Annotated in this window: 24 protein-coding genes and 1 tRNA gene; 12 read left to right on the top strand and 13 right to left on the bottom strand. The window is 70.5% G+C overall.

The window, feature by feature from the left end; translation table 11 throughout:
- Positions 1–57: 57 nt before the first annotated feature.
- Both AAHG09_RS21210 and rocF read right to left on the bottom strand, forming a co-directional pair.
- Positions 58–909, bottom strand: a complete 852-nt coding sequence (locus AAHG09_RS21210) for an urease accessory protein UreD (protein ID WP_342109476.1) — start codon at positions 907–909, stop codon at positions 58–60.
- A complete protein-coding gene (rocF, locus tag AAHG09_RS21205) occupies positions 909–1,877 on the bottom strand; it encodes an arginase (RefSeq protein ID WP_342109475.1) in 969 nt (322 codons plus the stop codon). Before rocF ends, AAHG09_RS21210 begins: the two co-directional genes overlap by 1 nt.
- Before the next feature lie 365 nt (positions 1,878–2,242).
- Between rocF and AAHG09_RS21200 the strand changes: the two genes are divergently transcribed.
- Positions 2,243–4,399 carry a methyl-accepting chemotaxis protein gene (locus tag AAHG09_RS21200; RefSeq protein WP_342109474.1) on the top strand — a complete coding sequence of 719 codons (2,157 nt, stop codon included), beginning with the start codon at positions 2,243–2,245 and terminating at the stop codon, positions 4,397–4,399.
- A 108-nt stretch (positions 4,400–4,507) separates the two neighbouring features.
- Here AAHG09_RS21200 and AAHG09_RS21195 read toward each other — a convergent pair whose 3' ends face one another.
- Positions 4,508–5,917, bottom strand: a complete 1,410-nt coding sequence (locus AAHG09_RS21195; protein WP_342109473.1) for an ATP-binding protein — start codon at positions 5,915–5,917, stop codon at positions 4,508–4,510.
- Complete coding sequence (locus tag AAHG09_RS21190) at positions 5,914–6,669, bottom strand: response regulator (protein ID WP_342109472.1); 756 nt, start codon at positions 6,667–6,669, stop codon at positions 5,914–5,916. Before AAHG09_RS21190 ends, AAHG09_RS21195 begins: the two co-directional genes overlap by 4 nt.
- Positions 6,670–6,949: 280 nt before the next feature.
- Here AAHG09_RS21190 and AAHG09_RS21185 point away from each other — a divergent pair, with 280 nt between their 5' ends.
- Positions 6,950–8,815 (top strand): glycoside hydrolase family 15 protein, encoded by a 1,866-nt coding sequence (locus tag AAHG09_RS21185; protein WP_342109471.1) that lies wholly within the window; start codon positions 6,950–6,952, stop codon positions 8,813–8,815.
- 50 nt (positions 8,816–8,865) lie between these two features.
- Here the strand turns inward: AAHG09_RS21185 and AAHG09_RS21180 are convergent, their stop codons facing one another.
- The 4 genes from AAHG09_RS21180 to AAHG09_RS21165 form a co-directional block, all read right to left on the bottom strand.
- Positions 8,866–10,380 carry a DUF2336 domain-containing protein gene (locus AAHG09_RS21180; RefSeq protein ID WP_342109470.1) on the bottom strand — a complete coding sequence of 505 codons (1,515 nt, stop codon included), beginning with the start codon at positions 10,378–10,380 and terminating at the stop codon, positions 8,866–8,868.
- Positions 10,377–11,462, bottom strand: coding sequence for a lytic transglycosylase domain-containing protein (locus tag AAHG09_RS21175; RefSeq protein ID WP_342109535.1), 1,086 nt, complete (start codon positions 11,460–11,462; stop codon positions 10,377–10,379). Before AAHG09_RS21175 ends, AAHG09_RS21180 begins: the two co-directional genes overlap by 4 nt.
- A gap of 90 nt (positions 11,463–11,552) precedes the next feature.
- Positions 11,553–12,182, bottom strand: coding sequence for a flavin reductase family protein (locus tag AAHG09_RS21170; RefSeq protein ID WP_342109469.1), 630 nt, complete (start codon positions 12,180–12,182; stop codon positions 11,553–11,555).
- A 158-nt stretch (positions 12,183–12,340) separates the two neighbouring features.
- The gene (locus AAHG09_RS21165; protein WP_342109468.1) at positions 12,341–12,904 is read right to left on the bottom strand and encodes a nitroreductase family protein; all 564 of its coding nucleotides are present in this window, start codon (positions 12,902–12,904) and stop codon (positions 12,341–12,343) included.
- A gap of 149 nt (positions 12,905–13,053) precedes the next feature.
- Here AAHG09_RS21165 and AAHG09_RS21160 point away from each other — a divergent pair, with 149 nt between their 5' ends.
- Positions 13,054–13,977, top strand: coding sequence for a hypothetical protein (locus AAHG09_RS21160; RefSeq protein ID WP_342109467.1), 924 nt, complete (start codon positions 13,054–13,056; stop codon positions 13,975–13,977).
- Between the two features lie 13 nt (positions 13,978–13,990).
- Here AAHG09_RS21160 and AAHG09_RS21155 read toward each other — a convergent pair whose 3' ends face one another.
- On the bottom strand, positions 13,991–14,884 hold the full coding sequence (locus AAHG09_RS21155; protein ID WP_342109466.1) for a DMT family transporter: 894 nt from the start codon (positions 14,882–14,884) through the stop codon (positions 13,991–13,993).
- Between the two features lie 266 nt (positions 14,885–15,150).
- Between AAHG09_RS21155 and AAHG09_RS21150 the strand changes: the two genes are divergently transcribed.
- Positions 15,151–15,549: a PRC-barrel domain-containing protein gene (locus tag AAHG09_RS21150; protein ID WP_342109465.1), complete on the top strand. Its 399-nt coding sequence runs from the start codon at positions 15,151–15,153 to the stop codon at positions 15,547–15,549.
- A gap of 87 nt (positions 15,550–15,636) precedes the next feature.
- Here AAHG09_RS21150 and AAHG09_RS21145 read toward each other — a convergent pair whose 3' ends face one another.
- Complete coding sequence (locus AAHG09_RS21145) at positions 15,637–15,879, bottom strand: hypothetical protein (RefSeq protein ID WP_342109464.1); 243 nt, start codon at positions 15,877–15,879, stop codon at positions 15,637–15,639.
- A 266-nt stretch (positions 15,880–16,145) separates the two neighbouring features.
- Here AAHG09_RS21145 and AAHG09_RS21140 point away from each other — a divergent pair, with 266 nt between their 5' ends.
- From AAHG09_RS21140 to AAHG09_RS21120, 5 genes are all read left to right on the top strand, one after another.
- On the top strand, positions 16,146–16,640 hold the full coding sequence (locus AAHG09_RS21140) for a phosphohydrolase (RefSeq protein ID WP_342109463.1): 495 nt from the start codon (positions 16,146–16,148) through the stop codon (positions 16,638–16,640).
- Positions 16,641–16,826: 186 nt separating this feature from the next.
- Entirely contained in the window at positions 16,827–17,318 is a 492-nt protein-coding gene (locus AAHG09_RS21135; protein ID WP_412760067.1) for a DUF2231 domain-containing protein, read from the top strand.
- Positions 17,319–17,344: 26 nt separating this feature from the next.
- Positions 17,345–18,667 carry a sorbosone dehydrogenase family protein gene (locus AAHG09_RS21130; protein WP_342109534.1) on the top strand — a complete coding sequence of 441 codons (1,323 nt, stop codon included), beginning with the start codon at positions 17,345–17,347 and terminating at the stop codon, positions 18,665–18,667.
- A gap of 25 nt (positions 18,668–18,692) precedes the next feature.
- The gene (locus AAHG09_RS21125; protein WP_342109461.1) at positions 18,693–18,893 is read left to right on the top strand and encodes a hypothetical protein; all 201 of its coding nucleotides are present in this window, start codon (positions 18,693–18,695) and stop codon (positions 18,891–18,893) included.
- Positions 18,894–19,382: 489 nt separating this feature from the next.
- Entirely contained in the window at positions 19,383–19,541 is a 159-nt protein-coding gene (locus AAHG09_RS21120; RefSeq protein WP_342109459.1) for a hypothetical protein, read from the top strand.
- A 554-nt stretch (positions 19,542–20,095) separates the two neighbouring features.
- Here the strand turns inward: AAHG09_RS21120 and AAHG09_RS21115 are convergent.
- The 3 genes from AAHG09_RS21115 to AAHG09_RS21105 all read right to left on the bottom strand — a co-directional run bounded on the left by AAHG09_RS21115 (position 20,096) and on the right by AAHG09_RS21105 (position 22,450).
- Positions 20,096–20,503: a hypothetical protein gene (locus AAHG09_RS21115; protein WP_342109458.1), complete on the bottom strand. Its 408-nt coding sequence runs from the start codon at positions 20,501–20,503 to the stop codon at positions 20,096–20,098.
- A gap of 207 nt (positions 20,504–20,710) precedes the next feature.
- Positions 20,711–20,786: transfer RNA gene (locus tag AAHG09_RS21110), tRNA-Lys, on the bottom strand.
- A gap of 101 nt (positions 20,787–20,887) precedes the next feature.
- The gene (locus tag AAHG09_RS21105; RefSeq protein ID WP_342109457.1) at positions 20,888–22,450 is read right to left on the bottom strand and encodes a 2-isopropylmalate synthase; all 1,563 of its coding nucleotides are present in this window, start codon (positions 22,448–22,450) and stop codon (positions 20,888–20,890) included.
- A gap of 414 nt (positions 22,451–22,864) precedes the next feature.
- Here AAHG09_RS21105 and leuB point away from each other — a divergent pair, with 414 nt between their 5' ends.
- The 3 genes from leuB (at position 22,865) to ubiB (ending at position 26,487) form a co-directional block, all read left to right on the top strand.
- Positions 22,865–23,974 carry a 3-isopropylmalate dehydrogenase gene (leuB, locus tag AAHG09_RS21100; protein WP_342109533.1) on the top strand — a complete coding sequence of 370 codons (1,110 nt, stop codon included), beginning with the start codon at positions 22,865–22,867 and terminating at the stop codon, positions 23,972–23,974.
- A 106-nt stretch (positions 23,975–24,080) separates the two neighbouring features.
- On the top strand, positions 24,081–24,866 hold the full coding sequence (ubiE, locus tag AAHG09_RS21095; protein WP_342109456.1) for a bifunctional demethylmenaquinone methyltransferase/2-methoxy-6-polyprenyl-1,4-benzoquinol methylase UbiE: 786 nt from the start codon (positions 24,081–24,083) through the stop codon (positions 24,864–24,866).
- 58 nt (positions 24,867–24,924) lie between these two features.
- Positions 24,925–26,487, top strand: coding sequence for a 2-polyprenylphenol 6-hydroxylase (gene ubiB, locus AAHG09_RS21090; protein WP_342109455.1), 1,563 nt, complete (start codon positions 24,925–24,927; stop codon positions 26,485–26,487).

The following is a 26,487-nucleotide window of genomic DNA, read 5'->3' as shown; positions in this document are numbered from 1 at the left end:
AGCAGAGGTCGATGGCCCCAGGCAACGGCTTCGATGCGGCCGTTGTGCAGGATCGCGTCAGCACTGCCAGACCCGCGGCATCGGGCGACCGCCATAGGGGGTGAGAAAGCGAGCCGTCACGGCCCGCAGGGGACCCACGGCCTGCGCGAGGATGCGGATCACGAGATGCCCGTTCCAGGCGCTCGCCGCCGCCTCGATTCCCGGCTGATCCGCCGCCGCCAGGAGGGCGCGGGCCTCGTCCAGGCGGGCTTCCGCACCTTCGGAGACGTCGAGGAGCGTCGCGCAGGCACGCGCGCCGCCGCCGATCGCCGGGCGGGCGAGGAGGTCGCTGATGGGTCCCTCGATCCGGAAGGTGTCGGCATAGATGAGCCGGCCGGCGCGGCGTACGCGCCACGAATCCGAGAACAAACCGGCGGTCAGCCGCTCGCCCCGGGCCACGCGGCCGAAGGCGACGATCTCCACGGCGAGCAGGGCGGCGGCGGGGGCGAGATCGGCCTCGAAGGATCGGCAGATCCTGGCCTGATCGAACAGGATCGTCTCCTGAGGCAGCCAGGCGAGACGTGCGCCGGCGCCCAGGCTCAGGCGGTTCTCGATGCGGCTCACCGGCCCGTCGGACCGGTAGATCTTCTCGGCCGCCGTGGTGGTGAGGGTGAGGTCCCCCGCGGGTTCGAGATCCAGCGCGATCGTGAAGCTGTCGCCGCACGCCACGCCGCCGGCCGTGTTGACCAAGACGGCTTCCAGGGGGCCCTCCCCGCGTGGGAAGCGCAGGCGCGCGGGGCCCGCCTCCGCCAGGTCGAGGATCCGCGTCGCCCCGCCCGCGACTGCCGGACCGGCGCGCAGATGGACGCGGCCGTTCGAGCGCTGGCGTGTGGGTGGGGAAGGGTCCGCAGCCGCGAGAGGATCGTGCATCAGGCGCGCTCGGCCGCGTCGCGCGACACCGCCTCGATGGGGACGGTCGGGCGATCGAGAATGCGACGCCCGAACAGGCTCGCCGCCAACTCGACCAGCACCTTGGCGCTGCGGCCGCGCTCGTCGAGGAAGGGGTTCAGCTCCACGATGTCCAGCGAGCGCACGAGGCCGGAATCGTGCAGCATCTCCATGATCAGGTGGGCTTCCCGGAAGGTGGCGCCGCCCGGCACCGTCGTGCCGACGCCCGGGGCGATCGCGGGATCGAGGAAATCGATGTCGAAGCTGACATGGAGATGCGCACCCTGGGCTTCGACCTGCGCGAGGATCTTCCGCAGGGGCGCGACCACGCCGAACTCGTCGATGGTGCGCATGTCGGTGACGCCGACATGCCGGGCCGTGACCAGGGCACGCTCGCCGGCATCGATGGAGCGTAGGCCGAACAGGTGGACGCTGGTGGGGCTGAGCGCGGGCGGCGCCGGCTCGGCGAACAGCTGAGGGAAGCCCGCCTCCCCGCACAGGGCGGCGAGGGGCATCCCGTGGACGTTGCCGGAGGGGGAGGTCTCCGGCGTGTTGAAGTCGGCATGGGCATCGAGCCAGAGCACGAAGAGCGGCCGGCCCTGCCGGGCGCAGTACCGCATGACGCCATCGATCGAACCGAGCGAGAGGCTGTGATCGCCGCCGGCGGTCACCGGCACCGCCCCCCGATCGAGCACGTCCTCGACGATGCGCGACAACGCGCGTGTCCAGGCGGCGACGGCATCGAGGCCGCGGCCTCCGGCCGGGCCATCGGGGGCGATGTCGCCGTGGTCGGTGACCGAACAGCCGAGATCGGACAGGGCGCGGACGAGGCCGGCGGTGCGCAGGGCGGTCGGCCCCATCAGCGCGCCGGGTTCGCTGGTCCCCACCTCGATCGGCGCGCCGATCAGCGCGATGCGGCATTCCCCGCCGGGGCTGGCCTCGCTCGTCATCCCGTCTCCCGCAGATCTTCAAACCCCTCCCGCTCTAGCAGGCGGCGGGCCGCTGTTCGATGACGCGTCGCGGCCGGAGCAGCGGATGGTGGGGCGGAGATCCGACGCCGGCCCGGCGGACGGGTTGCGGCTCGCTGGCGAAATCTATCGCAACCTGTCTTCGTCGATCTATGACTTCTACAGCCCACATGGTTAAGTCCGAACAGCAGTCAAATTTGGTCGATCGGCGTCGGCGATCGCAAGTATTCAATCTTTCAGGTTGATTCTGATCGGCTTGTTTGGCGCGCTTCGTCGCCGTCACCAAAACTTAAAGGCAATGATGCGATATAGCGTGCGATTATCCCCTCAAATGGTCGCAGAAAAATATGTCCCTGTTGTCCCGGTTAAATGTGCGGCTTCCCGCGATGATCATCGGCTTGGCCTTGCTGAGTGCGACCGTCATGGGCGGGTTCAGCTGGTATACGGCGCGGTCCGGACTGATTCGCGCGGCATTGGAGCGGCTGCAATTGGCGGCCGTGGCACGCCGGGACGGCATCGAACTGGTGGCGGATCGGATGCAGGCCGATCTGCTCGCGGTCGCGGCCCATCCCCAGATCGTGTCCAACTTCCCGGATCTGATCGAGACCCTGGACCTCGGAAAACCCGACACCGCCGCGCTCGTCGAGACCTTCCGGGCGCCTCAGACGGCCGCGGAGCGGGTCGCGCTCGACGGCAGCGGCATGCCCGCGATGTACGCGCGCCGGCACATCAAGGTGCAGGAGGTGGCGCGCAAGCTCGTGGCCCAGCCGGGCTATGCCGATCTGCTCTTCGTCGATGAGGGCGGCCGTATCGTCTACACGACCACCAAGGGCGCCGACTTCGCCAAGGCGGTCTCGGATTCGGACCTCGCGCAGACCGGCCTCGCCCGCCTTGTGGCCCGCTTGAAGACGGCTGAGCCGGGCACGGTCCTGTTCGAGGATTTCGGTGCCTATCCGGTGGATGGCGTTCCGGCCGCCTTCATCGGGCGTGCCATGACCAAGCGCGCCAACGTCGCGATGGGAACCGCGCAGGCGGCGGAGCGGATCGGCGTCATCGTCATGCGGGTCACGCCGGCCCTGTTCGATCAGACGCTCGCCAAGCGCACCGGCCTCGGTGAGACGGGGCAGATCTTCGCCGCCGGCGTCGACGATCGCCTGCGCAGCGATCCGCCGCTGAATCCCGGCGTGAAGGCTGGCAGCAGTCTCGCACCCCTGGGGATCGCGGTCGATCGTCTCAAGGCGGACGGCAACTTCGACTTCATGGCCCCCGATGGACCGCACCTCGCGGCGGCCTCCAGGCTCAACGTGCTCGGCGCGCCGTGGACGATCGTGGCGGAGCAGTCGGAGGCGGAAGCGATCGTGGCGGTCCGCGCCCTCTCGTACACGTTGTTCCTGATCGGCCTCTGCATCCTGGCGGCGACGGCCGTGCTCGGCCTCCTGATGGCCCGCTCGATCGTCGCGCCGCTCGGTGCGCTGACGCGGGCCCTGAAGGCGCTCGCCGACCGTCAGGCGCTGACCGATGTGCCGGGCAGCAAGCGGCGGGACGAGATCGGCGATATCGCCCGGGCCGTGGTGACGATCCACGACATGTCGCTGGAGGACGCCGCCCAGCAACTGCAGACGCGCGAGGCCGTGCGCCTGCGGGAGGAGGAGGGCCGGCGCGCCATGCTGCAGGATCTCGCCGACGGTTTCGAGCGGTCCGTGGGCGGCATTGCCGGGGACCTCGCGGAGGCCGTGTCGGCGCTTCAGGATGCGTCCGACACCATGCGGGTCGCCGTCGCCGGCACCTCGGAACGCTCCACCAGCGTCGCCGGCACGGCCCGCCAGACGGCCGGCAACGTCGATACCGTCGCGGCGGCGGCCGAGGAACTCGGCGCGACCGTGCGGGAGATCGGCCGTCAGGTCGAGCAGGCGACCGGCCTGTCGTCCACGGCCGTCGGGGAGGCCCGGCGCGCCGAGCAGACCATGACCGACCTTGCCACGGCGGCGACGCGGATCGGTGACGTCGTCGGGATCGTCTCGACCATCGCGGGGCAGACCAACCTGCTGGCTTTGAACGCCACGATCGAGGCGGCCCGGGCCGGCGATGCCGGGCGCGGGTTCGCGGTGGTCGCGGCCGAGGTGAAGGAGCTCGCCACCCAGACGAGCCGCGCCACCGAGGAAATCGGGCGGCAGGTGGCGGCGATCCAGACGGTGACCGGAGATGCCGTCACGGCCATCCGGGAGGTCGCTTCGCAGATCGAGGCCATGAACGCGGTGTCGACCGGCATCGCGGCAGCCGTGGACCAGCAGGGCGCCACCACCCAGGACATCGTCCGCAGCATGAGCGAGGCGTCCGCCGGGACCGGCATGATGACGGCCGACATCGCGGAGGTCGCCCGGGTCGCCGACGATGCCGGCCAAGCCGCCGCGTCGGTGGCGCAGGCTTCGGATACCCTGGCGGCCCGCGCGGAGCAGCTTCGCGCCCAGGTCGCCCAGTTCCTGGGCCATATCCGGGCGGCGTAGGCCCGGCCCGGATCGCGTCACGCTCGGGAACGGCCCTCGGTCCTGAGTGTGACGCGCTCGCGCTCGATTGGTGTCCTCTCCGGCGGAGCGGGCCCTCGCCGGGGTCGATCAGGCCGCCTCGGCCGCGGCCGGCGCGGCGTGCCGGGCCGCCTGTCCGGCGAAGACCTGCGCCGCGAGGGGCAGTTCGATCACGGCATTGAGGCCGCCTTCGCGGCCGTTCTCCAGCCCCAGCCGACCGTCATGGGCCTCGACGATGGCCTGCACGATCGAGAGGCCGAGGCCGAAGCCGCGCGCCTCGTTGAGGTTCCGGGCCCGGTCGCCGCGGACGAAGGGCTGCAGCATCGCTTCCCGCTCGGCCTCCGGGATGCCGGGACCGGCATCGCGCACGCAGACGCGGACTCCGCGTTCGGACGCCTCCATGTGGACTTCCGCGCGGCCGCCATACTTCACGGCGTTGTCGACGAGGTTCGTCACCGCGCGCTGCAGTTCCTCGGGCCGGCCCCGCACGAGCACGTGCCGGCTGCGGCCGACGCTCACCGGCGCGCCGATATCCGAGAAGTCGTCGCAGACCGTCTGAACCACCGAGGCGAGATCCACCAGGGTGAAGCTGCTGGCATCCCGCACCTGACCGTCGCGCACGAAGGACAGCGCCGCCTCCACGAGGCCGTTCATCTGGTCGAGGTCGCGCAGGGTGGCGGCGCGGGCATTGTCGTCCTCGATGAACTCGGCGCGCAGGCGCAGGCGGGTGATCGGTGTGCGCAAATCGTGGCTGATCGCCGCGAGCATCTGGGTGCGGTCGTCGATCAGGCGGCGCACCCGCAGCCGCATCCGGTCGAGCGCCCGGGAGACGGCCAGCACCTCGCGCGGGCCCGCTTCCGGCAGGGCCACGTGATCGTCGCGGGTTCCGAACGCCTCGGCGGCGCCCGCGAGGCGCTTCAGCGGCGCCGTGAGCGCGCGGGTCGCCCAGACGCTGAGCAGCGCCAGGGTGAGTGCCAGGAACACCACGGTGAAGATCAGGGCGCCCTGCTTCGGCCCCCGGAGCGGATCGTTCGGCAGGGTCGCCTGGAGCGTCGCCCCGCCGGCCGTGACGATCCCGACATGGAGCCGGTCGGAGGAGCGCACCTGCTCCGGGTCGGCGCCGGACAGATCGACGAGCGTGACAGGCCGGCCGGCGCCGTTGCGCAGGCGGCGGATGACCGGGAGATCCGGCGCCGGCCCGGCCCCGGGCGGGGCCTTGCCGTCCCAGGCTTCGACATGGATCAGCGGCAGGCTGCGCGCGCTGGCCAGCAGCGCCGGCCGGGCCGCCGGATCGACCGTATCGAGGAGCCGGGCCAGCATGCCGAGGCGGCTCGCCGCGACGCCGGGCAGCGTGTCCGGGTTCTGGGATTCATGCAGCAGCAGGAACGCGGCTGTCGCGACCACGTGTGCGACCGCGATGCCCGCCACCACGAGCAGCGCGATCTGGCCCGCGATGGTCGTCGGCCGCAACCGGACGCGCAGCCGGCGCAGGATGCTCATGACCGGGTGACCTCGGGCGTGAACAGGTAGCCGCCGGAGCGGATCGTCCGGATGAATTCCGGGTTTCGGGTGTCGCGCTCGATCTTCTGGCGGATGCGCGAGATCAGCACGTCGATGCTGCGCTCGAACGGGCCGGCGGCCCGGCCCTGCGTCAGGTCGAGGAGCTGATCGCGCGACAGGACCCGCCCGGGGCGCAGGCACAGGGCGTGCAGCAGGTCGAACTCCGCCCCCGTGATGGCGATGCGGGCGCCCTCGGGCGAGAGCACCTGCCGCAGGGAGATGTCCAGCGTCCAGCCCGAGAAATGCAGGCGGCGCCGGTCATCCGTGTCGGGCGCCTCGGCGGCGACCCGGCGCAGGATCGCGCGGATGCGGGCGAGCAGTTCCCGGGGATTGAACGGCTTGGTGAGGTAGTCGTCGGCGCCGAGTTCCAGCCCGAGGATCCGGTCCACGTCTTCCGACTTGGCCGTCAGGATGAGGATCGGGATCTGCGAGGTCTCGCGCAGGCGCCTGCACAGGCTCAAGCCGTCCTCGCCGGGCAGCATCAGGTCCAGCACGATGAGGTCGATGCGCGATTCTGTGAGTGCCCGGTCCATTTCGGACCCGTCGCCGGCGAGGGTCACGCGGCAATCGTTCCCGCGCAGATAGCGCGCGATCAGGGTCGAGATTTCACGATCGTCCTCGACGACGAGGATATGGGGTGTCGCCGGTGTCGTCATCGCGACGGAGTCTGTGTGCGGGTCGGCCTGCATCATGGGCCTATCATGCCCTGAACGCGCGATTATTCGAAGATGGCTGGCGGAACCAATTTGTAAGCGCGTGTTTCCCTGCTGGCTTCTGAAACGACCCGCCGGGAGTCCAACAGCTCCCCTCCATGGGTCGAGGAACATGATTCACGTCGGTGCCGCCGCGGTCCCGGCGCTTTTCCGCACTGCGGCGAATCGTCGAGCCGGACTCCCAACGCGGTGCACCCCGGCTAAGTCCCCGGATCAGCGCGCCCAGCGTGACGGGCGCGGCCGCTATTCGGAAGCCTCCGTGTCGAAGCCCATCAGCGACTACGCCCTCATCGGCGACACTCATTCCTGTGCGCTGATCGCCCGCGACGGCTCGATCGACTGGCTGTGCTGGCCGCGCCACGATTCGCCGGCCCTCTTCGTCAAACTTCTCGACGACGAGAAGGGCGGTGCCTGCAGCGTGGCGTTCGATAACCTCGATGGGACGGCCCGGCGCTACCTGCCCGACACCAACATCCTGGAGACCACCTTCACGACGCGGACGGGGCGGGCGCGCCTGGTCGACGTGATGCCGGTGAATCCCCCGAGCCCCGAGCCCGAGGAAGGGCCGGACGGCGAGGGCGAGAGCCGGCTGATCCGCATGCTGACCTGCGACGCGGGCAGCGTCAGCGGGACTTTCCGGGTGCGCCCGACCTTCGATTACGCACGCCGACCCTGCATCCCCAGTGTCGATGGGGCGTCCGTGCTGTTCGAGGCGGGCGACTGGCGCCTGCGGGTCAACGCGCACCCGCAGCCGGCCTTGATCGATGATCGCGCCGAGATCCGCTTCACCCTGTCGGCTGGCGAGACCGCCTATTTGGTCCTCACCCACGGTGAGGACCAGCAGGACGCCTCGATCGACGATTTCGCGGGGGCTCAGCGCCGCCTCAAGACCACGGAAGAGTACTGGCACCGCTGGTGCGCCCGCAGCACGTATGACGGGGCCTACCGCGACGTGGTGATGCGTTCGGCCCTCTGTCTGAAGCTCCTGACCTATTCGCCCTCCGGCGGTATCCTGGCCGCCGCGACCGCGGGGCTGCCCGAGGCGGTCCCGGGCAACCGCAACTACGATTACCGCTTCACGTGGATGCGCGACGCCTCCTTCACGGTGACGGCCTTCGTGATGCTGGGCTACGTGCGCGAGGCCTCCGAATTCCTGCGCTTCCTGCGCGAGCGGGACGGCACCTACGGCCGCGAGACGCGCCTGATGTACGGCATGGCGGACGGCATGCCGCCGGAGGAGGAACTCGACCATCTCTCCGGCTGGAACGGCGTGGGCCCGGTGGTGATCGGCAATCTGGCCGAGGGGCAGGACCAGCACGACATCTACGGCGAGTTGCTGCGCGCCCTGTGCGTCTTCCTGGAGGCGGTCGATTACGACCCGCCCGAGAAGGTCAACGACCGCCTGCCGGAGGTGCTCGACAACCTGACGGCGCGGGCGATCCGCCACCGGCACGATCCGGACAACGGCATCTGGGAACTGCGGACGGGTCCGCGCCATCAGATCCACACCAAGGCGATGATCTGGGTGGCGCTGACCGATGCGGCCCGGATCGCCCGGAACATCGAGGGCGTCCCTGAGGCGAAGATCGCCGTGTGGGAGCGCATCGCCGCGGAGGTGCGGGCGGAGTATCTCGAGCGCGGCTGGAGCGCGGAGAAACAGGCGTATGTCGGCGCCTACGATTCGCATCACCTCGATGCGGCCGTCCTCCGCGTCGCCTTGTTCGGTGCCCTGGAGCCGCGGGATCCGCGCACCCGCGCGACGCTCGCCGCGGTGGAGCGGGAACTCGGCGTCGGCGACCTGATCTACCGCTACCGCATGGAGGACGGCCTCGTCGGCGACGAGGGCACCTTCACGGCCTGCGCGTTCTGGCGGGTCGGCTGCCTCGCCCTCGACGGGCGCACGTCCGACGCCAAGGCGGCCTTCGAGCGGCTGATCGCCCGGGGCAACGATGTCGGGCTGTTCGCCGAGGAGATCGACCCGGAAACCGGCGAGCAGCGCGGGAACACGCCCCAGGGATTCTCGCACATGGCGCTGATCAACGCGGCGCTGCGCCTAGAGGACAGCATCGCGCGCTACGGCCTCGGGGATGGGACGGATGTCGCGACGGCCAAGGCGGCCGAGTAGTCAGCGCCTTCCGGCCGGAGAGTGGTTCAAAGCCCGATGTCCTTTGGACCTCAGGCGGCGATCTTGTCCGCCTTGTCAGCCTCGCCCGTTCCAGCGCTGGGTGCCACGACGCCGCGGCTGGCGCGGAACTGATCCAGCAGGCTGTCCCCGAGGCCGTTGAGCACGGCTTCCGTGGCGGCTTCCGCTGCCGGGTCGGATGCCGGCGCCTCGGTCCGGTACCACGCCAGGATCTGCTCCGGCAGCGCATCAAGGATCGCGCCCACCGGGTTGATCGACTCGGATGCTCCGGCGGTCGCGGTCCCGACCACGCTTTCCGCGACGACGATCGGCGTGGCCTCGGACGAGAAGGCGGTCCGGCGCTGATCATCCAGGGCGGCGCGCCACGTGGCGTCCAGGGCCTCGGCCTCCCGGCGCGCGGTCTCGCGCGCGACCGCAGCCGCCGCGATGGCGCGGGCGGCCTCCCGGGCCTCGTCGCGGGCGGCCTCGGCCTCGTAGCGGTTGAGCAGCACCAGGACCGGCTGCATCTCGGCCCCCGGCAGGGTGCTGCAGGCGTCGATGGCGCAGGCGATGATCCGCTGCGACAGGCCGGTGCCGCGGACGGGGGTCGCGCGCCGGGCGACGTCCTGCCAGGCCCAGAGTGCGGCCTGCATCGCCGGCAGCAGCGCGTCGGGCAGCCCGGCCCGATGGTGAAGGTCGGCGAAGGCCCGTGGATCGCGCATGGCGCGGGCGACGCCGGCATGATCCTGGCCGGACAGATCGGCCAGGGCCGCGAGGGCGAAATCGGTCCGCCCCGACAGGACGGCGCGCAGGATCAAGCCCGCGGTCAGCTGATGGCTCGTGCGCAGATGCGTGATGAGCCGGGCGATTCCGGCGGCCCCCGAGCCTTCGCAGACTTCGAGGGCCACGCGCTCACCGACTTCCCGGCGCAGCCGGTCGCAGCGCTCGTTGCCGAGCCAGCCGCGATCGATCACGAACGACGAGAGCGCCTGCGCCACGGCGAGGCCGATCGCGTGCCGCACCTCCGGGGGCAGGTCGGCGCGGCCGAGCAGGGCCTCGCGCAGATCGGCCTCCTCGCCCCGACGCTCGATCATGCGCAGCATCCGGCCCGCGGTGATCTTGGCGGTCGGGTTGCGAACGAGCGCGATCAGGGTCTCGACCTCGCCGATCTCGGCCAGCGCCCCGGACACCGTGTGGGACAGGTGGTGCCGGCCCGCGATCACGGCGCGCGTCGCCTCGTCGCCGAGGGCGGCCGCGTCTACGAGGTCGGCATCGGTGAGCACCGGCGAGCGCGCCAGGACCAGACGCGCCACCTGCGGCACGTCGCAGGAGAGCGCGACCACCAGGGGCCGCGGCGTCCGCGCCGACGCCGCGCAGGTTTCCGCCAGGGCCCGGCGCACGACCGGCGAGGGATCGTCCAGGAGGGTGAGCAGCGCGGTCTTGGCTTCCCAGGCCTCGTCCGGGGCGAGATTGCCGTAGAGGTAGGCCCGCGCCAGCACGGTGGCGGCCTCGGCGCGCCGGGACGCGGAGGCGGTCTGCGTCCGGGTCAGGAACTCGCGGATGATCATGGACCCCTCCGGGGTGCGAACAGGCTGTTCCTGACGCCGGCCGTGGAATTCGCCGCGGCGAGTTCGGCCGGGCGGCGCGGCGGCAAGGGTGGGTTGGCAAGCGCGTTGCCGGGCGGCGTGGCCACGGGCGCAGCGAGCGCGCTGGTCACCGCCGGATCCGGATCGGGTGCGCCCGTGAACGGATCGGAGCCGGTCCGCGGGAAATAGGTCGGCGCGGCGTGCGCGGGCTGCTGCGCCTGGACGCGCGCCTGCAGGTTCCGCGCGGCGGCATCCGTGGCGGCCACGCGCGGATCCGTCTGGAACAGGCTGCGCAGGTCGCTGGTGCCGCCGAAGGCCGTCGCGGTGCTCGTGTAAGCCGAGACCGCCTGCGGCGCGCCCGTTTCATCCTGGCGCAGGCCGGTGAGATCGGTGGCGGCGGCGCCCTGGGCGGCCGCTGCGAGGCTGGCGTAGAGTTCGGCCGCGCTGCGCGGGCGGCCGGTGCGGTCGTAGAACAGGGCGCGGTTGGCCGCGGCGGCCTCCGGCAGGTCGAGGGCGGCGGCCCGGGCCGGGAAGGCGCGCGCCGTGGCGATCAGCGCGGCCGCGCCCTTGGCGCCGAGGACGTGGGCCACGTAGAGGTCGCCCGGGGTCGGATCGCGGCCGAGTGCCCCCGCGAGCGCCTCCGCGTTCTGCTGCGTCAGGGCGCCGGCGAGCGTCGCCGAGACCTTCGGGTCCCGGCGCAGATCGAGGATCGCCTGCCGCTGCCCGGCATCCGCCACCGCGTAGCTGCCATCCGCCTGCCGGGTGATGGCGTCGGCCTCGGCCTGAAGCCCGAGCCGCGGCCCGGCATTCTTCATCACGCCGAGCCACGTCTGCTCGATGAACTGGAACAGCCCCGTGGCCGACGAGGTCCCGGCCTTGGCGGCGGGATCGAGGGCGGATTCACGCCGTGCCGTGGCGAGCAGGTAATCGAACCCGACGCCGCTCGCCATGGCCCCGTCGCGGATCGCCTGGACCACCGGTCCGGAGGCGGCCGAGCCCGGCATCACCCGTGCCGCGGGCGGCGGGCTCTCCGGGGGGCTGGACGGCGTGGTGAACAGGAACATCCGGGCGCGCACGGGGGCTGGAGACCCCGGGAATCTGCGCTCCCTATGGTAAACAAGTCCTCAATCGCACGCGCTGGACCGGGTCCGTTTTCAGGACGAAGAGAACTCGCCCGCGCCCTTCGGCCGGCGCATCTGGAACCGGGTTTCCTCGGTCGCATGGAAGTAATCGAAGTAACCGCCGCGCATGATCGGGTGCATGGCCCCGGTATCCACCATGCCATCCTTCACGAAGGCCGCGTCGACATAGATCGAGACCACTTGGCCGATGATGAGGAAGTTCTCGGCCTCCCCGCCTTCGAGCGGGACCAGCGGCACGGTCTGCAGCCAGCGGCATTCGAGGGCGGCCGGCGAGGCCGCGACCCGCGGTGGGCGCACCTTCTGCGAGGGGGCGGTCGCGAGGTTGGCGAAGGCGAACTCGCTCTCGCCGCGCGGCAGCGGCGCCGAGGAATCGTTCATCCCGTCGCGCAGGTCCCAGGTGGCGAGGCTGCACACGAATTCGCGCCCCTCCTCGGCGAACGTCATGGCGTCCTTCCGGCCCGAGGAGGAGAACGCGACCATGTTGTCGGCCACGGCGTTGAAGAACGAGTAGGGCGCGAGGTTGAGCTTGCCGTCGCGGCTCATGGAACTGATCCAGCCGATCGGCCGGGGCGCGACGATCGCCTTGAGCGGGTTATGCGGGAGCGTGCGCGCTTCGCGCGGAATTTCGAGATCGTAATGCACCGGTGACCTCCAGGGCGCCGCCGGCACAATCTCCGGTAGCGACACAGACGGTTCCTTAACGCATGAGCGCTCGCGAAGGGCGCCCGATCGGCGTCTATTCCGCAACTGATTGTGTCATCGAAGCACCCGTAAGCGCCGGATGGACCCCCGCGGGCCGTTCAGAGATAGGTGACGATCGTATCGAGCGCCGGGCGCGGCCGATCGGAAGGCACCTCTCGGGCCCGGCCGATATGGACGAAGCCCGCGAGCTTCTCGGACGGTGCCAGGCCCAGCGCGTCCAGCACACGCCGGTCGTAGGCGAACCACTCCGTCAGCCAGGACGTCGCAAACCCGGCCGCGTTGGCGGCGATCACGAGGTTCATGGTGGCGGCGCCGACGGAGAGCACCTGCTCCCATTCCGGGATCTTCACGTGCGGTCCCGCCCGCGACACCACCGCCACCGCGACGGGGGCGTGCGCAAGCCGCCCGCGCTCCTGCGCGAGGCGCTCGGGGGTGGCGTCCGGATTGTCGGCCGCGAAGGTCGCCGCGATCGTTTCGCCGACCCGGTCCCGCGCCGCGCCGGCAATCACGATGAAGCGCCAGGGCGCGAGCTTGCCGTGATCGGGCACGCGGGAGGCCGCCGTCAGGATCGTCTCGAGCTGCGCCTTGTCCGGACCGGGCTCGTCCAGCAGCGGCGGCGGCACCGAGCGGCGGCTCTTCAGGAGATCGAGGGTGGCGGTCATGCGCTCCGTCCCGGGTTCGCGATGCGAACGGGATGTGGCATGCGCCGGCCGCCCGGGGAAGAGCGGCCGGCACAGTACGGCCTTGCCGCCGCCATGGTCCGGATGCAGAGGCGGGGCGAACCACCGGACAGAGGCAAGGGGTCCGATCGATGTGCAGGAGGCTGGCCGCGACGGCGTTGGCGATTCTCGTCACGGGATCCGCGCTCGTGCCTGCCCGAGCCCAGCAGGACCCCCTCCAGAACCGGCTCGGTGGCCCCCTGCCCTCGCCGTCGATCACGACGCCGGACCTGCCGCCCGCCCTCCCCTCGGCCGAGCCGGAGGCGCCGCTGTCCCTGTCGGCGCTGTTGTCGGGACCGGGGACATCGCTGCGGCAGGGCCTCGCATGGCGGATCTACGAGGAAGCGGGCGACGGCGTGCGGCCTTCGATCGTCGCGCGGTCGACCGAGGCCGAGCCGCGCTTCGTCCTGCCGCCCGGCACCTACACGGCGACCGTGACCTACGGCTTCGCCAGCGCCGCGAAGCGCATCGTCATGGCGGGCCAGCCGATCACCGAGACGTTGCGCGTCGCGGCCGGCGCCCTGAAGCTCGCCGGTGCCGTCGGCGACCAGAAGATTCCCCCGGGCCAAGTGACATTCTCGGTCTTCGTGCCGGTCGGAACCAATTCGGAGGGCCGGCTCGTGCGCTCCGGCATCAAGACCGGCGAGCTGCTGCGGCTGCCGGAAGGCACCTATCACGTCGTGTCGATCTACGGGGAGTCCAACGCGATCCAGCGGGCCGATCTCCGGGTCGAGAACGGCAAGGTGACCGAGGCGACCCTCAACCACCGTGCCGCGACCGTGACCCTCAAGCTCGTTTCCGCGCCGGGGGCGGAGGCCTTCGCGGGCACGGCCTTCTCGGTGCTGACGCCCGGCGGCGACACGATCCGCGAGGCGATCGGCGCCTTCCCGCAGGTCACGCTCGCGGAGGGCGACTACGTGCTGATCGCCCGCCACGACGGGCAGGTCTACACCCGCGAATTCAAGGTCGAGAGCGGGCTCGACCGGGACATCGAGGTCGTGGCCAAGACGGGTTGAGGCAAAGCCCGCATCAGGCGAACCGGCGCGCCAGGGCCACGCAGAGCGCGACCGCGACCGCCGCGGCGATCATCGCGGGCTCGATCCGTTCGCCCAGCACGAGGGCGGCGACGCCGAGCCCCAGGAACGGCTGCAGCAGCTGGAGCTGCCCGATCGCCGCGATCCCGCCCCGGGCGAGCGCCCGGTACCAGAACACGAAGCCGATCAGCATGCTGAACAGGGCCACGTAGGCCAGCCCCGCCCAGGCCGTCAGCGGGATCGCCGAGAACGCCGCCGGTCTCAGAACCAGCGCCAGCGGCAGGCTCACCGGCAGCGACAGGACGGTCGCCCAGGCGATTACCTGCCAGCCGCCGAGCCGTCGCGCGAGGACGCCCCCCTCGGCATAGCCGAGGCCGCAGACCAGGATTGCGGCGAACATCAGGGCGTCCCCGGCCCCGAGCGGCGTCTCGAGCCCGCGAGCGGCGAAGCCGACCGTGACGAGGGCGCCGCAGATCGACAGCAGCCAGAACACGGGGGACGGCCGTTCGCCGGAGCGTAGGGCCCCGAACAGCGCGGTGGCGAGCGGCAGCAGGCCGACGAAGACGGTGCCGTGGGCCGCGCTGACCGTCCGCAGGGCGAGCGCCGTGAGCAGGGGGAAGCCCACCACCACGCCGGCCGCCACTATGAGCAGCGCCGAGATGTCTTTCGCGCGCGGCCGTTTCTCCCGGAAGGCCGCCAGGGCTGCGGCGCCGGCGATCCCGGCGAGCGCAGCCCGCGCGGCACTGAGGAACAGGGCATCCATGCCGGTCAGCGCGAGCCGCGTCGCCACGAGCGACGCGCTGAAGATGGCGACGCCGATGAGGCCGTCGATCCATGCGCCCGCAGGGCGCTGCCACACCGACGTCGTCTGAACCGCCTGCCCCGCCACGCGTCCCTCCCCCTGATACCAGGGCGGTCCGGTGACACCGCGCGGCAGGCGCAGCCAGAGACGATGCCGCGCCGGATGATCGATCTGTCCCGGCGGGGGGCCAGTACGGTTGGACCCGATGCGCGTCACGACGCTCGCCGGATCGGCGCCGGCGCGACGGCTGCGAATCGTTCCATGTTCCAGCGATTAACATTTCCGCGTGCAGGCGGAACGATACCAGGGGCCGGGGCTTACCAGCGACCCATTTCGGGCACTTGGAGACTCAGATGCGCCGCCTCGTCCTCGCCACCCTCGCCGCCGCAGCCCTGGCCGGCCCGGCCTTCGCCGCCAATGCGGCGCCCCCGACCGTCGCTCCGAAGTTCGAGTCCGTCCCGCAGGACGCGGTGCTGAGCTACAACCTGATCGGGCTCAACATCACCGACGCGCAGAACAACACCGTCGGGGAGATCAAGGATCTCGTGATCGATCACGACAAGCTCACCGGCTACATCGTCTCGGTCGGCGGCTTCCTGGGCATGGGCGAGCACTACGTGGCGGTTTCGCCGTCCTCCATCGCCCTTGGCTACGACGCCAACGCGAAGAAGTGGAAGGCGATCATCGGCGCCACCAAGGATCAGCTGAAGGCGGCGCCCGAGTTCAAGTACGACGGCAAGTTCAAGCGCTGATCTCGTAGCGGAGATACACTGCGCGCGCCCCCGTCTGCACCGCAGGCGGGGGTGACTGCCGCGCCTGTCCTGCGGCACACAGCCGGCTCAGATCTGCTCGTCGAGCGCTTCGCGCGCCATGCGCGCCACCAGGGCGTCCCGCCGGGCCTGACGCAGGATGATGCGGGCTGCGGCCCGTGCGTTGGCCGCGCGGAGAGTCGCCTGCGGACCACCCTCCCGCAGGACTCGCCACGCCAGGGCCCGGAACCATTTCACGTTGGCGAGCGCCGCCGCCCGGCGGCTGATCGGTCCACCAACATCGAGCGGCTTCGCAAGAGTAACGGACGCCATTGGCTCAATCCTGGACTGCGATCCATCGCTTGTCCGCTTCCGAGACAAGAAATGGCGTTGCTCGAGCGTTTCGGCAATAGAGATGCCAAAGATAACGTTCTGACGGATCGCGAAAATTCGGCATCCCTGAAACGTGGTACGCCGCTGGCCAAGCCGACTTGTGCGTGCGGCCCTCTCCGCGCGGGAACGTGGTGCCGCGGCGGCGATTTCCCGCTCTGGAACGACTGGCACATTCGTGTCGCCGGCGGTCTGCGGAGGGGAGACCCGTGTCGACGATCTTCGATGCCCATACCTTCGCTCTGACCGCGCATGCGGGCCAACTCGACAAGGGCGGGGAGCCCTGCATGCGGCACCTGGAGCGCGTCGCCAACGCCGCCCTCGCCCGGGCCGGCCACGCCCGGCTGGTCGACGATCTGGATGTCGACCCGATGCAAGTCATGCAGTCCGCGCTGCTGCACGATGTGCTGGAGGACACCCCTTGTACGGCATCGGACCTGCGTGCGGCCGGCTTTGGGCCTGCGATCGTCCGGACCGTGACGCTTCTCACGAAGCCGACGACGCGGGTCGCCTACTCGGAGCGCATCACGACCTTGATCGCGGCCGATGATCTCCCGGCGATCCTGGTGAAGATGTCGGACACCGAGGACAACCTCGTCCCCACGCGGATCCCACCGTCCGCGACCTTTCTCCGGGAGCGCTACGCGACCGCCTTCGCGCGCCTCAGGGAGGCGGCGGCCGCGCGGGGCTACACGGGAGGTTGAGCCTGGAGGTGCCGGTTCGGCCGCCGACGGGCTTCACCGGGATCCCAGCAGCAGCGATCGGGAAGCCGCAACGCCGCGGGTGCCGCATCATGACAGCCCGGCGCCCCGCTCCGGCGAGAGGTTGCCTGAAACCCGGCTGGAGCGCCCGGGAACATTCATGCGGACGCGCGGTAATCCAGGCGCCGCATGAGTTCCCCCGTCACGAAGGACGCGCGCTTGAGTCAGCTCAATCCGCAATCGACCGCCCAGGTCGCCGGGCATCCGATCCACGCGATGCTGGTTCCGATCCCGGTCGTGTGCTTCGTCGGTACGCTGGTGACCGATATCGCCTACTGGTTCACCGCCAACATGCAGTGGGCGAACTTCTCTGTTTGGCTCCTCAGCGTCGGGCTGATCGGGGCGGCCTTGGCGGCTTTGGCCGGAATGATCGATTTCTTCGGCGACCGGCGGATCCGGCGCATCCGGACGGCTTGGATCCATGCGGCCGGCAACGCGGTGACTCTGGCCCTCAGCATCATCAACGTCTTCGTGCACAGCCGCGACGCCTACACGTCGGTGGTTCCGACCGGGCTGATCCTGTCGGCCGTCGTTGTGTTGATCCTGGGGCTCACCGGATGGTTGGGGGCTGGCCTCGTGCATCGATACGGCGTGGGCGTGCAGGCGGGAGAGCGGGCATGAGACAGGGTATGATCAACGGCCGTCCGATGATCGCCGCCGCGATCCTGCTGCCGCTCTGTGCCTGCGGGCCGGATCCGATCGATCCGCAGACCCAGGTCGGGGCGAATCCGCCGCTGCCCGAGCCGCACCAGTATCTCCTTCCGCCGATGCACGTGTCGAAGGCCGTCGGCTGGAAGGACGGGGAGACCCCGCAGGTCGCCTCGGGGCTGGCGATCAAGGCCCTGGCCACCGGCCTGAAGAATCCGCGCTCGATCCTCGTGCTGCCGAACGGCGACATCCTCGTGGCGGAGAGCGGCGGCCCGAACCCGCCGGTCAACCGGCCCAAGGAGATCATCATGGGCTGGCTGGAGCGGAAGTCCCACTCCGCCGAGACCCCCGGCCAGCGGATCACCCTGCTGCGGGATGCCGATGGCGACGGCGTGCCGGAGCAGCGCTCCATCCTCCTCGACAAGCAGAACTCACCGTTCGGCATGGCCCTGGTCGGCAACGACCTCTACGTGGCCGAGACCGACGCGGTGATGCGCTACCCCTACAAGACCGGCGAGACGACGATCACGGAGCCCGGAATCAAGCTCACCGAACTGCCGGCCGGCCACATCAATCACCACTGGACCAAAAGCCTGACCGCCAGCCCGGACGGGACCAAGCTCTATGCGGGCGTCGGATCGAACAGCAACATCACCGAGAACGGAATCGACGAGGAGAAGGACCGGGCGGCGATCTGGGAGATCGACCGGGCGACCGGCGCGCACCGGCTCTACGCCACCGGCCTGCGCAACCCGAACGGCCTGACCTTCGAGCCGCAGACCAAGACGCTCTGGTGCGTCGTGAACGAACGCGACGAACTCGGACCCGATCTGGTACCCGACTATATGACCTCGGTGAAGGACGGCGGCTTCTACGGCTGGCCGTACAGCTACTGGGGCCAGCACGTCGATCCGCGGGTGATGCCGCAGCGGCCGGAGCTGGTCGCCTCCGCGATCATGCCGGATTACTCGCTGAGCTCGCACGTCGCGCCCCTCGGGATGACCTTCTACACCGGGTCCGCCCTGCCGCAGACCTATCAGGGCGGCGCTTTCGTGGGCGAGCACGGCAGCTGGGACCGGGACCCGCTCAACGGCTACAAGGTGATCTACGTCCCGTTCGAGGGCGGCAAGCCGGCCGGCAAGGCCCAGGACGTGGTCACCGGCTTCGTCACCGACGCGCGGGAGGCCCGCGGACGGCCGGTGGGCCTCGCAGTCGACAGCCACGGTGCCCTTCTCATCGCCGACGATGTCGGCGGCACCGTCTGGCGGGTCACCGGTGCGCGCGCACAGTCGCAGGCCGCGCCGGGTCCGATCGTCCGTTGATCGCGCCGAGCACGAGGAACGCCGCGTGACCATCCTGGCGCGTTCACCCACCGCCGTCAGCGACGAGGGCCGGCACGCACGCGACCGCGGCGATCCGGTCACCGCCAACCCCTATGCGCCGGGTTCCGATGAGCGTCGCATCTGGGAGCGCGGCTACACCATGCCCGACGAAGAGGCATCCGCGGCAGCGCCGGGAATGACGGGTGAGACCGACCGAGCGTCGTGACGGGACCACCCGATGACGGGCCCAGGAACAGCCGTGGTGTCGCAGGGTTCCCCAGAGGACCGGGTCCGCTCACGAAACGGCGACCGGCCCCTGAGGGAGACACGCCATGAAGCTTATGACGCTGGCGCTCGCCGGCCTGATCGCCGCCGCTACGCCTGCCTGGGCCGCCGAGAGTGGTGGTGCAACCAGCCGCTCCGGCACGGCCAACAGCACCGGCCCGAATGATGCCGGCTCGGGATCGAGCCCGGGCGCGAAGGGCAGCGGGCCGTCGACGGGATCGATGAGCCGTTCCGGGACGACCAACAGCACGGGCCCCAACGACGCCGGATCCGGATCGAAGCCCGGTCCCACGGGCCGCCGAGAGACGGGAATCGCCGGTGAGACGATGTCCCGCCCGGCGGTCGCCGGAGCGGGACTGATCATCGCGATGCGTAAGGGACGCCGTCGGGCGATTGCTCGACGGTCGGGAGTCGCAATACGGGAGGATCCATGCCGACCATCAAACGGATTGCCTGCCTCGGCCTTCTGGTCCTCGGCCTAGCGGCCTGCGACGACAAGCAGGCCCAGAACAACACGCCGACGAAGGCCGACACCCAGAAATTGGAGCCGCAGACGGATCAATCCGCGCCGGGCAATCAGAAGCCGTAGCGGGCCCCGCTCCGACACGTCGACACCAGTTCGCCGCCCGGCTCGGTTTGACGGGCGCGTCGTCGTCCGGACCGACGGTCATCGGAGTTGCGGATGCGGAGCCGGGGCTGACTCGGCGATCGGAGCGTCGAAGCCGCCCGCGACAGGCAGGGCGTGATCCGAGACCCGGTGCGGCATCCGGATCATCATCGGCCCCCCGCGCGTCGAGCGCGCCGCGGTTGGCTGGCGGCGCCTCAGGGTTTGCGCCTGATGCGGAATGCGTCGTCCGGGGTCAGACGAAATGCAGCGGCAGGGCGCGGTCCAGCATTTCGGCGTAGGTGCCGGCCAGGACGGCGAAGGTCGCGGCGGCGGCAGCGGCGGCGACGGTGATGCGGGTGGTGAGGGTCATCGCTGGTCTCCATCGGGTCCGCGGTCAGCGTCGCGGCGTGTCTCCGATGTAAGCTCAAGCTTTCAGGATCGAAGTGCTCCGGCACACGACGGCGGAGTGGCCCAGGCCAGTCGCGCGATCCACACGGCGCGCCCAACCTGACTGCGCCGGGTGCGCCTCATCGGGCTCAGCAGTTCGCACAGATCGGCTTGGCGGTCCGCTGCCCCTCGCGTTCGAGGCGGTCCATGGCGGCGTCCTGTCCCCGGGCCGGCGGTGCGGCGCCCCGCCGAGTTCCGTCACCGCCGGGCGGCGTACTGGCCATGCCGTTCGGGCCGGACCCGTCATCAGAGCCCGCGCGCCCCACAGTCCGGGTCCGCGCGATCGCCGAGCGACCGACCGGTTCACCGCCGATCGGCGCCCAGCCGGCCCGATCGCGGACGGAGGCGTCGAGCTGGGCGGTCGGATCGATACCGCCGCCGGCGCCGAGGCCGGGTCTGAGGAGCTGGCCGGGCTCGGCGTTGCGCGGCAGGGCGCCGTTCGAGATCGCGACGGGGGCAAGAACCGCCGACGGTGGCGCAGTCGGAGACGTTCCCACGCAGGCACCGAGGGCCGTCGAACAGCAGAGCAGGATCGAGATCCGAAGCGCGACGATGGCGGGCTCCTCACGATTCGCGTTCCGACCCTGAGGCCGGGGAACTGCGGGCCGCGGCCTAGGCAGGCGGCATCAACGTTGAGCGTGACACAGGCCGAAGTCCGGCTTTGCTTTGCCGGATCTCATGAACGCTGTCTGATACTGAAAGGATGGTGGGCGCACTAGGGTTCGAACCTAGGACCCGCTGATTAAGAGTCAGCTGCTCTACCAACTGAGCTATGCGCCCGATCGCATCTGCGATCCGCCCCGGCGGCCACCAAGTCCGCTGGGGTGGCGGGCTGATACCAACGTGGCCGGGGACTGTCCACCCCCGGCCCGCGTTTTTTCTCATTCCGCCGCCGCATGCTGTGCATGCACGCGCACCGCATGGGCCGCGAGTTTGTTCAAGGCCGAGAGATACGCCTTCGCGGAGGCGACCAGCGTATCCGGGTCGGCACCGCGGGCCGTGACGCTGCGGTCCCCGTCCCGCAGGCGCACGGAGACCTCGGCCTGGGCATCCGTGCCGCCGGTCACCGCGTGGACCTGGTAGAGCTCCAGCTGCGCCTGATGCGGCACCAGGGCCGAGATCGCGTTGAACACCGCATCCACGGGCCCGTTGCCGTCCGCCTCCTCGATCCGCGTGCCGGTCTCGTCGGCGATGCGCAGGGTCGCGCGCTGCGGGCCCCGGGTGCCGGCGATCACCGACAGGGAGACCAGCCGGATCCGGTCGTGCGCCGTGGCGAGGTTCTCGTCGACCAGCGCCGCGATGTCCTCGTCGTAGACGTGCTTCTTGCGGTCGGCGAGCGCCTTGAACCGCTCGAACGCGTCCTGGAACTGGTTGTCCGACAGGTGCAGGCCGAGATCCTCCAACTTGGAGCGGAAGGCCGCCCGGCCGGAATGCTTGCCCATCACCAGGGAGGTCTTGGTCAGCCCGACCGAGGCCGGGGTCATGATCTCGTAGGTCTCGGCGTTCTTGAGCATGCCGTCCTGGTGGATGCCGCTCTCATGCGCGAAGGCGTTGCGGCCGACGATCGCCTTGTTGAACTGCACCGGGAAGTTCGTGGCGTGGCTCACGAGCTTCGAGGCGCGGGTCAGCATGGTCGATTCGACGCCGGTCTCGTAGGGCAGCACGTCGGCGCGGGTGCGCAAAGCCATCACGATCTCTTCCAGCGCCGCGTTGCCCGCCCGCTCGCCGATACCGTTGATCGTGCACTCGACCTGCCGGGCGCCGCCCTCGATGCCAGCGAGCGAGTTGGCGATCGCCAGCCCCAGGTCGTTGTGGCAATGGACCGAGAACACCGCCTTGTCGGCGTTCGGTACCCGCTCGCGGACATTCGCGAACATGTCGCGGTACTCGGAGGGCGTGGCGTAGCCCACCGTATCGGGCAGGTTGATCGTGGTGGCGCCGGCCTTGATGGCCGCCTCGACGCAGCGGCACAGGTAGTCGATCGGCGTGCGGGTCGCGTCCATGGCCGACCACTCCACGTCCTCCACGAGGTCGCGCGCCTGGGCCACGGTCTTGAGGATGATCTCGACCACCTCGTCCTGGCTCTTGCGCATCTGGTGCGCGAGGTGGATCGGCGAGGTCGACACGAAGGTGTGGATCCGCGCGCGCTTGGCGTGCCGGACGGCCTCGCCGGCCCGGGCGATGTCGGCGGGGATCGCCCGGGCGAGGCCCGCGATGGTGGCGCGCTTGGTGCGCTTCGCGATCTCTGCCACGGCCTCGAAATCACCGACCGAGGCGATCGGGAAGCCGGCCTCGATGATGTCGACGCCCATCGTGTCGAGGAGTTCGGCCACCGCCAGCTTCTCGTCGAACGTCATGGTGGCGCCGGGGCATTGCTCGCCGTCGCGCAGGGTGGTGTCGAAGATCAGGATGCGGTCGCGGGCGGTGGTGCTGGTTGTGGTCATGGTCTTACCCTGTCGCGGGCCGCCCGGCGTGTGGCGCGGCGCGGCGTGATGCCCAGGCGGGCGGGTTCGCGAATGTCGAACAATCCCCTGAAGGCCCAGGCGCGCGCCCGGACGGCCCTCAGGGGCGGGTAAGCAGAAGCGGAAGGCGAAGCCCGGCGCGGCGCGCACGCGACCGCGGCGCCGGAACGGCGGCCTTGGCGGTCTCGGTCGCTGAGCCGGCTCTGGCCAAGGCTCGTCTCTCCCGGGTCGGGCGCGGACGGCATGGGCAGCATCCGCGCGATGGGTCGGAGACGTAGCGCCCGGCCGTCCGAAACACAAGAGCGGCCGCCGCTTCGGCCGACTCTGCGCCTTGCCAATGGCGGTCCCGCCTCGATAAAGCCGCCTCACCGTCGAGACTTAACCCGCGAGACCATGATGGCCAGCTACAAGCTCCTGCTCCTCCCCGGCGACGGGATCGGCCCGGAGGTGGCGGGCGGCCTGCAGGTCGTGCTGGATGCCCTCAAGGAGACCGGCCTCGCGACCTTCGAGACCGAGACCGACCTCGTCGGCGGCTGCGCCCTCGACGCGCACGGCGTTCCCCTCGCCGACGCGACCCTGGAGCGGGCCAAGGCCGCGGACGCGATCCTGCTCGGCGCCGTCGGCGGTCCGAAATGGGCGGGCGTTCCTTACGAGAACCGGCCCGAGGCCGGGCTTCTGCGCCTGCGCAAGGATCTCGACCTCTTCGCCAACCTGCGCCCGGCGATCTGCTACCCGGCGCTGGCCGAGGCCTCGGCCCTGAAGCGCGAGCTTGTCGAGGGCCTCGACATCATGATCGTCCGGGAACTGACGGGCGGCGTCTATTTCGGCGAGCCCAAGGAGATCACCACGCTCCCGGACGGATCCAAGCGTGCGGTCGACACCCAGGTCTACACGACCGGCGAGATCGAGCGGATCGCCCGGGTCGCCTTCGACCTCGCGGGCAAGCGTTCGGGCCGGGTCGCCTCCGCCGAGAAGCACAACGTGATGAAGTCCGGCGTGCTCTGGAAGGAGGTCGTCACCAAGCTTCATGCCGAGCATTACGCCGACATCCAGCTCGAGCACATCCTCGCCGACAACTGCGCCATGCAGCTCGTGCGCCGGCCCAAGCAGTTCGACGTGCTGGTGACCGACAACCTGTTCGGCGACGTGCTGTCGGACCTCGCCGCGATGCTCACCGGATCGCTCGGCATGCTGCCCTCGGCCTCGCTCGGCGCGGTCGATGAGAGCGGCCTGCGCCGGGCGCTCTACGAGCCGTGCCACGGCTCGGCGCCGGATATCGCCGGCCAGGACAAGGCCAACCCGATCGCCATGATCGGCTCGCTGACCATGTGCCTGCGCTACTCCTTCGGCCTGGGCGACGCGGCCGACGCGCTGGACGGGGCCATCACGGATGCCCTGGCCGGGGGCGCGCGCACCGCCGACATCGCCGGCACGGGTACGAACCCGATGGGCACCCGCGCCATGGCTTCGGCCGTGGCCGATGCCCTGCGCGCCCGCGTGGGCTGACCGTCCTGAGACAGGTGCCGGGGGATCACCGGCACCCGTGTGTTTCGACGCATGGCGGAGTACCGCGCGCTTCGCTAAGACGCGCCGATCGAGAAGCGGGAGCGTCATGAAGGTCGAAGACGGGGCGTCCGAGCGCGCGAGCGCGGATTTCGGCTTCGAGCGCGTCGCGCTCGACGAGAAGCAGGGACGCGTCGATAGCGTGTTCCACTCGGTGGCCCGCCGCTACGACATCATGAACGACCTGATGTCGGCCGGCCTGCACCGGGCCTGGAAGGCGCAGCTCGTCTCGATGCTGCGGCCGCCGCAGACGCGCGCCTTCGCGCATCTCGACGTGGCGGGCGGCACCGGCGACGTGGCGTTCCGGGTGCTGGCCGCGGGCGGTCCGCGCACCCGCGTGACCGTGCTCGACATCAACGAATCGATGCTGCGCGTCGGCGCCGAGCGGGCGCGGGAGCGCAAGCTCGATGAGGCCGGCGACCGAATCGCCTTCGTCACCGGCAATGCCGAGACCCTGCCGCTGCCGGATGCCGCCTTCGACGCCTACACGATCGCCTTCGGCATCCGGAACGTGCCGCGGATCGAGGTGGCGCTTGCCGAGGCGCGGCGGGTGCTGAAGCCGGGGGGGCGCTTCCTGTGCCTCGAATTCTCGGCCGTCGACATCCCGCTCCTCGACCGGTTCTACGATGCCTACTCGTTCAACGTGATCCCCCGGATCGGCGCCCGGGTTGCCGGCGATGCGGATTCGTACCGTTATCTCGTCGAATCGATCCGGAAGTTTCCGACGCGCGGGGCCTTCGCCGGCATGATCGAGCGCGCCGGCTTCCGCCACGTCACCGACCGGCCGCTCACGGGCGGCATCGTGGCGATCCATTCGGGCTGGAAGGTCTCTTGAACTTGCTTCCAACGCGCGCGCTCCCCTCCCCCGCAGAGGGGGGAGGGAGATTGCGGCCATGATCAGCGCCGCCATCAACCTTCTTCGCGGCGCCAAGGTCGGCTTCGTGCTGGCGCGCGAAGGGGCGCTGGCCTTCGCCGACCCGTCGGACATGCCGCCGCACCTGCGGCTCGCCCTGCGGATCGGACGCCTGCTGGAGAAGCCCGGCCGCAGCGACGGCGCAGTCGGATTGTCGGCGGCGATGACCCGCCTCGGCCCCTCCTACGTGAAGTTCGGCCAGTTCCTGGCGACGCGGCCCGACATCGTCGGCATGCGGGCGGCCTTCGACCTGGAGAAGCTGCAGGACCGGGTCCCGCCCTTCCCGCAGGAGGTCGCGCTGCGCACGGTCGAGGCTGCGCTGGGCAAGCCCGTGAGCGCGCTGTTCGTCTCGTTCAGCGAGCCGATCGCCGCCGCCTCGATCGCGCAGGTCCACAAGGCGGTCGTGCAGGATGCCGACGGCACGCAGCGCGCGCTCGCCGTCAAGGTGATGCGGCCGGGGGTGCGGGAGCGCTTCATGCGCGACCTCGAGGTCATGCGCTTCATGGCCCGGGTGGTCCACGCCCTGTCGCCGCAGGCGGAGCGGCTGCGGCCCCGCGAGGTCGTGGAGATCCTGGCCCGCTCCGTCTTGATGGAGATGGATTTCCGCCTGGAGGCGGCCGCCGCCTCGGAGATCGCCGAGAACACCAAGAACGACCCCGATTTCCGTGTCCCCAAGCCCGAATGGGAGCTGACCGCCCGCGAGGTCTTGTCAGCGGAGTGGATCGAGGGGACCCGCCTGCACAGCGCCGCGGAACTGGTCGCCGCGGGCCACGACCCGCAGGCGATCGGCCGGACCGTGATCCAGAGCTTCCTCCGGCAGGCGATCCGCGACGGGTTCTTCCACGCCGACATGCACCAGGGGAATCTGCTGGTCGATGCCGAGGGCCGGCTGGTGGCGGTCGATTTCGGCATCATGGGCCGGCTCGGGTCGAACGAGCGCCGGTTCCTCGCCGAGATCCTGCTCGGCTTCATCCTGCGCGACTATCGCCGGGTGGCGAAGGTGCATTTCGAGGCGGGCTACGTGCCGGCCCACCATTCCGTGGAGGATTTCGCGCAGGCCATCCGGGCGATCGGCGAGCCGATCCACCAGCGCCGGGCCGACGAGATCTCGATGGCGAAGGTGCTGACGCTCCTGTTCGACATCACCGCCCTGTTCGACATGAGCACCCGCACCGAACTGGTGATGCTGCAGAAGACCATGGTGGTGGTCGAGGGCGTCGCCCGCTCCCTCGATCCGCGGCTCGACATGTGGACCACCGCCGAGCCGGTGGTGCGCGCCTGGATCGCCCGCAACATGGGGCCGGTGGGCCGGGCCCAGAGCGGCCTGGAGGCCCTGCGGGTGGTCTCCGACGTGGTCGGCGACATCCCCGATCTCGCGATGCGCCTGAAGCGCGTTCTGGTCCGTCTGGACGAGGCCGGCACCGGCGATGCCCGCCGGCTGGAAGGCTTCGCCCGGGATGAGCGCCTGCGGGCGATCTGGTCGACCCTCGCGCTCTGGGGCATCGCCATCGGGGCGCTGGCGCTGGCCTTCCGCGGGCTCTGA

Origin of the sequence: Methylobacterium guangdongense, from assembly GCF_038442355.1 — a bacterium.
GTDB classification, from domain to species: domain Bacteria; phylum Pseudomonadota; class Alphaproteobacteria; order Rhizobiales; family Beijerinckiaceae; genus Methylobacterium; species Methylobacterium guangdongense.
Note: the sequence above shows the minus strand (reverse complement) of the source record. Positions and strands in the feature narration are given on the sequence as shown.

What these genes read in the sequence shown, in the direction of transcription:
- AAHG09_RS21135 (WP_412760067.1), top strand. Translation starts at nt 16,827, where the DNA reads ATGAGTTCCCCCGTCACGAAGGACGCGCGCTTGAGTCAGCTCAATCCG.
- AAHG09_RS21105 (WP_342109457.1), bottom strand. Translation starts at nt 22,450, where the DNA reads ATGACCACAACCAGCACCACCGCCCGCGACCGCATCCTGATCTTCGAC.
- AAHG09_RS21165 (WP_342109468.1), bottom strand. Translation starts at nt 12,904, where the DNA reads ATGACCGCCACCCTCGATCTCCTGAAGAGCCGCCGCTCGGTGCCGCCG.
- AAHG09_RS21130 (WP_342109534.1), top strand. Translation starts at nt 17,345, where the DNA reads ATGATCGCCGCCGCGATCCTGCTGCCGCTCTGTGCCTGCGGGCCGGAT.
- AAHG09_RS21200 (WP_342109474.1), top strand. Translation starts at nt 2,243, where the DNA reads ATGTCCCTGTTGTCCCGGTTAAATGTGCGGCTTCCCGCGATGATCATC.
- AAHG09_RS21190 (WP_342109472.1), bottom strand. Translation starts at nt 6,669, where the DNA reads ATGATGCAGGCCGACCCGCACACAGACTCCGTCGCGATGACGACACCG.
- AAHG09_RS21210 (WP_342109476.1), bottom strand. Translation starts at nt 909, where the DNA reads ATGCACGATCCTCTCGCGGCTGCGGACCCTTCCCCACCCACACGCCAG.
- ubiB (WP_342109455.1), top strand. Translation starts at nt 24,925, where the DNA reads ATGATCAGCGCCGCCATCAACCTTCTTCGCGGCGCCAAGGTCGGCTTC.
- AAHG09_RS21150 (WP_342109465.1), top strand. Translation starts at nt 15,151, where the DNA reads ATGCGCCGCCTCGTCCTCGCCACCCTCGCCGCCGCAGCCCTGGCCGGC.
- AAHG09_RS21175 (WP_342109535.1), bottom strand. Translation starts at nt 11,462, where the DNA reads ATGTTCCTGTTCACCACGCCGTCCAGCCCCCCGGAGAGCCCGCCGCCC.
- leuB (WP_342109533.1), top strand. Translation starts at nt 22,865, where the DNA reads ATGGCCAGCTACAAGCTCCTGCTCCTCCCCGGCGACGGGATCGGCCCG.
- rocF (WP_342109475.1), bottom strand. Translation starts at nt 1,877, where the DNA reads ATGACGAGCGAGGCCAGCCCCGGCGGGGAATGCCGCATCGCGCTGATC.
- ubiE (WP_342109456.1), top strand. Translation starts at nt 24,081, where the DNA reads ATGAAGGTCGAAGACGGGGCGTCCGAGCGCGCGAGCGCGGATTTCGGC.
- AAHG09_RS21145 (WP_342109464.1), bottom strand. Translation starts at nt 15,879, where the DNA reads ATGGCGTCCGTTACTCTTGCGAAGCCGCTCGATGTTGGTGGACCGATC.
- AAHG09_RS21120 (WP_342109459.1), top strand. Translation starts at nt 19,383, where the DNA reads ATGCCGACCATCAAACGGATTGCCTGCCTCGGCCTTCTGGTCCTCGGC.
- AAHG09_RS21160 (WP_342109467.1), top strand. Translation starts at nt 13,054, where the DNA reads ATGTGCAGGAGGCTGGCCGCGACGGCGTTGGCGATTCTCGTCACGGGA.
- AAHG09_RS21195 (WP_342109473.1), bottom strand. Translation starts at nt 5,917, where the DNA reads ATGAGCATCCTGCGCCGGCTGCGCGTCCGGTTGCGGCCGACGACCATC.
- AAHG09_RS21180 (WP_342109470.1), bottom strand. Translation starts at nt 10,380, where the DNA reads ATGATCATCCGCGAGTTCCTGACCCGGACGCAGACCGCCTCCGCGTCC.